At 35.0% G+C, this 6,337-nt stretch carries 8 protein-coding genes; 2 read left to right on the top strand and 6 right to left on the bottom strand.

Translation table 11 applies throughout. The features are described 5' to 3' along the window. Positions 1-153: 153 nt before the first annotated feature. Together CD172_RS09290 and CD172_RS09285 are read right to left on the bottom strand one after the other, a co-directional pair. On the bottom strand, positions 154-717 hold the full coding sequence (locus tag CD172_RS09290; protein ID WP_103346184.1) for a TetR/AcrR family transcriptional regulator: 564 nt from the start codon (positions 715-717) through the stop codon (positions 154-156). Continuing rightward, positions 701-1,510 (bottom strand): arylamine N-acetyltransferase family protein, encoded by an 810-nt coding sequence (locus CD172_RS09285; RefSeq protein ID WP_060551925.1) that lies wholly within the window; start codon positions 1,508-1,510, stop codon positions 701-703. Before CD172_RS09285 ends, CD172_RS09290 begins: the two co-directional genes overlap by 17 nt. A gap of 266 nt (positions 1,511-1,776) precedes the next feature. On the opposite strand from CD172_RS09285, the gene CD172_RS09280 reads away from it, so the two are divergent. Next, positions 1,777-2,328, top strand: a complete 552-nt coding sequence (locus CD172_RS09280; protein WP_060551926.1) for an isochorismatase family protein — start codon at positions 1,777-1,779, stop codon at positions 2,326-2,328. Positions 2,329-2,338: 10 nt separating this feature from the next. Then, positions 2,339-3,532 carry a putative multidrug effflux MFS transporter TcaB gene (locus CD172_RS09275; RefSeq protein ID WP_103346183.1) on the top strand — a complete coding sequence of 398 codons (1,194 nt, stop codon included), beginning with the start codon at positions 2,339-2,341 and terminating at the stop codon, positions 3,530-3,532. A gap of 74 nt (positions 3,533-3,606) precedes the next feature. On the opposite strand, the gene CD172_RS09270 is transcribed toward CD172_RS09275, so the two are convergent. From CD172_RS09270 to CD172_RS09255, 4 genes are all read right to left on the bottom strand, one after another. Further along, a complete protein-coding gene (locus tag CD172_RS09270) occupies positions 3,607-3,906 on the bottom strand; it encodes a hypothetical protein (RefSeq protein ID WP_060551928.1) in 300 nt (99 codons plus the stop codon). A gap of 4 nt (positions 3,907-3,910) precedes the next feature. Continuing rightward, positions 3,911-4,237: a hypothetical protein gene (locus CD172_RS09265; protein WP_103346182.1), complete on the bottom strand. Its 327-nt coding sequence runs from the start codon at positions 4,235-4,237 to the stop codon at positions 3,911-3,913. Next, a complete protein-coding gene (locus CD172_RS09260; protein ID WP_103346181.1) occupies positions 4,234-5,562 on the bottom strand; it encodes a hypothetical protein in 1,329 nt (442 codons plus the stop codon). Before CD172_RS09260 ends, CD172_RS09265 begins: the two co-directional genes overlap by 4 nt. After that, positions 5,555-6,337, bottom strand: a 783-nt coding sequence (locus tag CD172_RS09255) for a tandem-type lipoprotein (RefSeq protein ID WP_103346180.1), incomplete at its 5' end; no start/stop codon positions are given. The genes CD172_RS09255 and CD172_RS09260, both read right to left, overlap by 8 nt.

Raw genomic sequence — 6,337 nt, 5'->3', positions numbered from 1 at the left:
TTATTAAAGCGTTCATTGTTGTGATTGTCATTATTATATAATGTTATTACGCTTTATTAGTATTATACCATTTATATTAATAATAAAAATTGTTGATTCTAAAAAAGTCTGTACATTTAATGACGATTTCTGTACAGACTTTTCAAATATTCACTATGATAATATAATATCCAACACTTTATGAATATAATCCTCTTGCGTGAATGCCTTTTTGTTTTTAGCATAAAAGTAAAAGTCACTAGAGAAACAATGTAGTAAAATATGCGTGATAAAATAATCATCCGGTGGCATATCAAATTGAGCATTAATGCGTACCGCAAGTTCATGATAAAACGGGATTTCCACCATTGATATCGTACGATTCATCGATTTTTCAATAAATGATAATGTCTGAAAATGTGACTCTTTTAAAGTGACATAAATACGCAGTAAACCTTCTAACCGTTCATAAGTCGAAGCGTCGTTATGCGCTTCTAGAAAAGTATCCATCTCTTTAAACATATCTTCAGCCTGCGCATCTAATAATGCGATACATAACACGGCCTTGTTTTCATAATGACGATAAAGTGTGCCAACACCGACACCTGAAGCTTTTGCGATATCTGCCATTTTCATGTCTACAATATTAACGCCTTGTTGCGATAATGCCAACACGGTTTCTAAAATGAGTGCTTTATTTTCACGCGCGTCTCGACGTTTTTTATGTGTTTGAGCCATCGCTATCCTCCAAGCGTTGCACTTTTACATTTAGGTTGAAGTAATCTTTCAACATTTGGCGATAATTATCAGGTGTGACATCCATTTTACGTTTTTCACCGTTTTCAGTTAAGGTTAAATGATTTTGTGACATTGTAGCACGACCATTTTTTGTAGGCATCGTCACTACTAAGCGTTGCACAAAGATTGAATTGGGATGTGTTTGATTATAATCAATATTGTATTCAAACGAAGCTAACGTACGTGGTGTCATTTCTGCTTCATATTTCGTTTGCCATACATCATTTTCACATTTTTGAATTTCAAAATGTGAGGCATGTTCATCTTGAAAAACGGCTCTAAACATCCCCGTATGATCTTGGACTACAGGAATGTCACTCGTTTTACTTAAAGGAATCGCTTGAAGTGGCAAATCCCCAAACCCTACATCCGCGATATACTTCTTATCATCAATTTCTACAATCGTAGACATATGAGATCCAGGTAAACTGCGGCCGCCTCCAGGTGTATGAATAGTCGCAGACACATTATAAGCAGTAAATCCTTTTTCTAAAAGATACGTTTTAAATAATGTGTTCAATTCATAACAAAATCCCCCACGTTCATGGTTTACAACTTTGTCATAAATATCATCGACCGCCACCGAAATCCGAATTTGATTTTGAACATCAATATTTTCAAAAGGTACTTTTTTCATAAACTGTGCTACATAATGATTTAATGCCTCAATCGAGGGTCTTTCATATTGTGTCACATCGATATTCAAATAAGTCTCCAAACCTTTTACGTTCACCTTCTACACTCCTTTATCTCTTCGATTTTAATACTTTAATGGTAATACGATATCTTTTCACTTTTCAAACGGAATGCATTCCAAATATTTTTTCGGTATATATTCCGTTTGCGATAAACCACTATCCCTTCAATCGTGCTATACCGCATCATTTAAGGCTTTTGAACTCTCATTTATTAACGTAAACATGCGTGCAAATTCTTAGAAGTTTGTAAAAGTACAAGCTTATAATGAGGATATGAAAATGAAAAAAGGAGACTTATGTCATGATCAATTATACAAATACAGCTTTAATATTAATCGATTTACAAAATGGGATTCTATCTATGGATACTGCACCACATTCAACACAGACTGTTTTAAAAAATGCAGAACGTATGATTCAAAATTTCAGAGAAAATGATGGCTTTATCGCATTCGTCCGTGTTAATTTTCACGATGGAAAAGACGCATTGAAACCACAGCTTGCGGAACAACAACTTCCAGGTAAACCTGACAAGGATTTTGCCAAGTTTCCAGATCGGTTCAATGTGACTGAACAAGATTATATCGTTAATAAACGTGGTTTTAGTGCGTTCTTTGGGACAGATTTAGATTTACAACTTCGCCGTCGCGGTATTAAAAATATCATCATAGGTGGTATTTCTACACATATGGGTGTGGATACGACTGCACGCGATGCATATCAATATGGATACGAACAATATTTTGTGGAAGATATGATGGCGGCACCTCAAACAGAACTGCATCAATTTTCCGTACACTATTCATTCCCTCTCATGGGTACGATTACAACTACTGACGCACTCTTACGTTAGGAGGGTGTCTATGAAGAAGAAACCAAGTGTCACATTCATACTTGTCATGGCAGGACTTGCGGCGTTTGGCCCGCTTTCGATTGATATGTATCTCCCTGCTTTACCACAAGTAGCCTCAACATTACACACATCAACCACTCAGACGCAACTCACACTTACATTCTTTATGTTCGGACTTGCCTTAGGTAACATCATCTTCGGTGTCCTTTCAGACCAAACTGGACGTAAACGCCCACTCATTTTTAGTTTAATGATGTACTTCGCCTTTTCATTGATTTGCGCACTCGCAACACATGTTGACGTCCTCATCATCGCCCGCTTCTTCCAAGGTATCGCCGGCGGTGCGGGAATCGTGCTATCACGCGCCATCGCGAGTGACCGCTATAAAGGTAATGACTTAACGAAATTTCTCGCCATGCTGATGCTTGTCAATGGTGCTGCACCCGTATTTGCGCCAATGATTGGAGGCATACTTACAAGCCATGTCAGTTATCATGTCATCTTTTATAGTTTAAGTGTCCTCAGTATACTCATGCTTATTGGCGTCTACTTTAAAGTCGATGAAAGTTTAGTCCTTCAACATAGAAGTTCTACAGGATTCAAACCCGTACTCGAGGACTTTAAACAGTTACTACATCGCAAAACATTTATACTGCCAATACTTATACAAAGTTTAACGTTTGCGTTATTTTTTAGCTATATGGCCGCATCACCATTTATCTTGCAGAATATATATGGCTTGAGTCCCCAAACGTATAGTTATATATTTGCGCTCACAGGACTTGGTCTCATAGGTACCGCACAACTTACCGCACGTTTGGTTGATCAAATCAATCCATTGGTGTTATTTAGAGGCTTTAGCATCATTCAACTTTTAGGGGCCATCATTGTCATCAGCGCACTGATCAATCATTGGACATTATCCATACTCATCCCTGGATTTTTCTTAATCGTAGCCTCAGTGTCCGGTGTGGCTACATTAGGATTTTCCATCGCCATGAATGGACAGAAAAAAGCCGTGGGCAGTGCATCTAGCCTGATTGGCTTACTTCAATATTTTGTAGGCGCAGCCACCACACCACTCGTTGGACTTATGGGCGATCACAACGCTATACCTTATATCATTGTACTTATCATTACTTTAATCCTTATCTTCACACTCCATGCGATACATTACAAACATTTAACAAGTGTGCACACATAAAAAAGCACCCCATAAAGTTAGAGTTATCCGTCCAACTTTATAGGGTGTATCCTTTTTCTCATAGAAAGTCTAAGTTATTTAATTGTCTCAAGATCTTTTTTAATAGTTTCCATTTCTCTTTTTGCTGCATCTACCCAATCACCTTTGGCATAGGCTTCAAAGTCATTAAGAAATTGCATCTGACTCGAACTAATTTTATCAAGAAAACCATCTTCTTCTTTATCCAGCTTGTCCATTCGCTTATCTTTATGGTCCAATGCATTCGGTGCAGTTACAAAAGCTATAATTTGTTTAAATATCCAAATTTGTTCTGGAAACAATGCTATTTCTATTGTATTACGTATTTCTTCCAATTGATTTTTAATTTCTCCCAATTTATTACTCCCTCAGTTCTAGTTGTCTTATTTCTCGTTGATAAGATTGTATCAAAGCATCTCTTTCGATGAATAATTGACGCTCAATATCCTTTAGCTTTTGTTCAAATTCACATGTTGCTTCATCCACAACACGTTCAAAAGTGTGTTGATAATGATGAAGATTAGCATCTCTTTGTTGAAGTTCATGAAAAATAGCATATTTCTTTTCATTATCTTTATGTAGTTGATGTTTATAGTTTTGTATCTCATCAAATTGTTTATCGAACTCTCTTAAAGCGTCACGCTGTTCATCTTCTATTTTTTCAATCTCTTTTTGTAGTTCATTCATGTTGAAAACATCCTTATTTGTTGCGCTAATACTTGATCATTTTGTAAAATTTCATCAATAGCCTTTTGAATTTTATTAATCAATTCATCATATTTCTTTCCAACATCTTTTAACTTGTCTTTCTTAGCATTTATAATTTCTTCATTATGTCTTACTATAGATTGTTCCGTTGCATTGCCATCGCTCAGTGCTGATAAAATTTCACCTTCTGATAGTTTACCTTGAGATAAATCATCTGCTTGAACTCTCGTATCACTCCATAATATATTTAAATCGCCAATCGCATTATCATACTCTTTTAACATCAAGTCTATTTCTGCATCTAATAATTGATTTAAACCTTGTATTAGAGTGAGCGCCGTTTGAGATTCAAGTAACTTTTTCTGGTTTGAAGAGAGACTACCACCATTAGCTGAAACTAAATTAGCACGTAAATCGTCTACTGAAGAAAGACGTTTCTTCACATCACGTTGGACATGTTGATACGTTTCTTTCACAGATGTAGCATAAGGACGTTTATTTAGAATTTTTTTAATTTCTAATTGGCGGTCATAAGTCATCATAGAACTAAGTCCGTGGCCACCGCCTTTAAATACGAAATCCTTTCCATAATAACTACCGCCCATCAAGCTTAAACCAACCGAAATTAAGTCATTATTATTCCTAAAATGGATAATATTTCCTTTATACTTTTGAGCCTTAGCATGTAATAGTAAATAATCCATATAATTTTTTTTGCTTAACTCCAACGGATTACTCGATGGTTTAAGCATCCAATCTCGACTAGTAGCATTATGATGTGATAATCCTTTCACATCTAACGAAGCAGAATTAAATATAACAATATCATCAACATTATGTTCAATCCCTAAAATCATCGCATCTCGGCCACCTTTAGAGTGACCAGTAAAAGCTTCAATCTCATGCTTCTTTTTGATTTTATTAATGAACTTATGCGTTTCATTAAAATATGGGTCATGTGCATCAACCAAGCTTAAACCAATGTTAAAATCTGCACCTGTATCTTTTATCATGTCGATTGCATTCCCTGACCCCACATTCGTCCCTGCAAAGCCAATCGTCACTTTATTCGTATGGGTATCTTTAAATGCAACACCACTCATCCCCGTTTTCTTATCAAGGAAAGAATCAAAATATTGGAGGTTGGGTGGGAAATTTTTTTTCTTCTTATCAAATTTAACAGTATCATTTATTTCTTCAAAAGAAGAATATCCTTTTAACCTTGATGTTTCAATTTTATAAGATTGATATGAAATTGCGCTATATTTTTCAGTGTAAGCGTTAATTGGCGAAATATCATTCATAAGTTATACCTCTTTTAGGTTCATAACTTACTGACGAGTTATAGAATCTACCTACCTCGCCTTTTAATTTGTAATTAATCGTGTTTGAATCTATTGCATCACTTTTGAAATCACCATCTCCATAAATTTTAAGTTCTGGATTTTCTCCTGCTTTGATACTGTATAGTTTCAGTATTTCTTTCAAATTATCGTCATTTTGATTTAAATGATAACTAATTAAATAGTTAGGGGCTAAGGAATTATAACTCGCATCTTTTTCTTTATATCGATCTAAATCACTCAAATTACCAAATTGGACAAAAAACTTAAAGTCCTTTACTTTTCTTTGAATGTCTTCGTCTACATTTTTGTCTTTGAGTATTAATTGATTATTTTTCATTATAAGAGGATACTTTTTTTCACCATTTTTGTGTTCATCTTCACTTTCATTATCAACAAAGTAATACCCTTCACTTGTTCTGGTATTTCTATCTATATATAACATCACGCCTTCCATTCTTATTTTCCCTTCTTCATTCCTCTTAGATATCGCTGATATCACTGACCACACACCTTTATCATCTTTACTAAAATTACTATCTCTATATCCTTCTTTATCATAAAAGTCTTCTAAATTTTTTGTCGGATACACAGATAATGGTTCTTTTAATCCTGATTCAATCTTTTGTCTTGTCGTAAAATCACAACTACTTAATAATCCCATTGTTAGCACCACCCCTAATATAATAAATAAATTTTTAGTGAATTTCATGAAGCCACCACTTTCTAATAGCTG

The organism is Staphylococcus agnetis (assembly GCF_002901865.1).
Classification (GTDB): Bacteria; Bacillota; Bacilli; order Staphylococcales; family Staphylococcaceae; genus Staphylococcus; species Staphylococcus agnetis.
Note: the sequence above shows the minus strand (reverse complement) of the source record. Positions and strands in the feature narration are given on the sequence as shown.